Here is a 922-nt window from a genome sequence, read left to right on the forward strand (position 1 = left end):
CTGATGGTTCAAGTAAATCGAGCTTGCCAATACGCCGGCGGAATCGTTCTGCTTCCAGAATGGAGCCCCAGATGTTCGTGTGAAACCGCTTCCGCCAGCACTGCCATTGATGAGCACCGCAACACCATTTCCTGAAGCCAGATCGCTCGTCGTCGTCCCCCACTGCCACATGCAGTTGCCGTTGACGCCCAGATTGACCGCCTGTCCGATTGCCAGCCACTGCCACCAGCTGACCTGATAGTTGACGGCGACGATGATGTCGTCCGGGTCCGTGTGAATGAAGATGTGATACGTCAGCGGGTAGCTCAGCGGCGTGTTGCCGCTCGACGTCAGCACATCGGAGATACCGACCTGCCTGTTTGCTGGCGTCGTGAGCGTGGAGCCCGAGTATCCCAGGGCCGCCTGGACGAACAAACGCAAACCGCTGACGGTGAGCTTGCCGTAGATGACGCCCTTGTAGAGCATGCTGTTCGTCGAGTCCCACGTCCACCCGTTCGCGGTGGCCGCGGCAACGATCGCGTCACGCAGTTCGGTGGCCGAGTTCGCGGTGCCGGTCGCGTAAGGCATCAGGAAAGCTCCATCGCGATGTAGTCGCCGAAGCCGGTGCGCCAGACGTCCTGGATGACGACGTAGTTCTTGCCGCCGATCGTGAGCGTGTTCTCCACGCCGTTGTTGAAGCCTGTGATGTGGTAGATGCCGTCGAGCACGCCGTACATGTTCGTGGCGTCGTACAGCATCACCGGATACAGCGCGTAGGTGCTCTCGGCGGGCCGGACGCTGTTGGCCATCGTGGCGTTCTGCCACGGCGTCGTGAGCGGCGTTTTCCACGTCCCGTCGTTGAAGTGCATGCGCAGGTTGCTGCGGTTGCCCTTCCACGGCATAGAGTGCGTCGTTTCCGAATAGCGGGTGGCCGACGCGCTCG

The 922-nt window shown here is 61.4% G+C and carries 2 protein-coding genes; both read right to left on the bottom strand.

The genetic code is table 11. The features are described from left to right. Positions 1-567 (bottom strand): hypothetical protein (locus MOJ79_RS18860; protein WP_241925539.1); only part of this gene is annotated, 567 nt, incomplete at its 3' end. Beyond that, positions 567-922, bottom strand: a 356-nt coding sequence (locus MOJ79_RS18865; protein ID WP_241925540.1) for a hypothetical protein, incomplete at its 5' end; no start/stop codon positions are given. The genes MOJ79_RS18865 and MOJ79_RS18860, both read right to left, overlap by 1 nt.

Origin of the sequence: Calidifontimicrobium sp. SYSU G02091 (assembly GCF_022631395.1) — a bacterium.
GTDB lineage: Bacteria > Pseudomonadota > Gammaproteobacteria > Burkholderiales > Burkholderiaceae_C > Calidifontimicrobium > Calidifontimicrobium sediminis.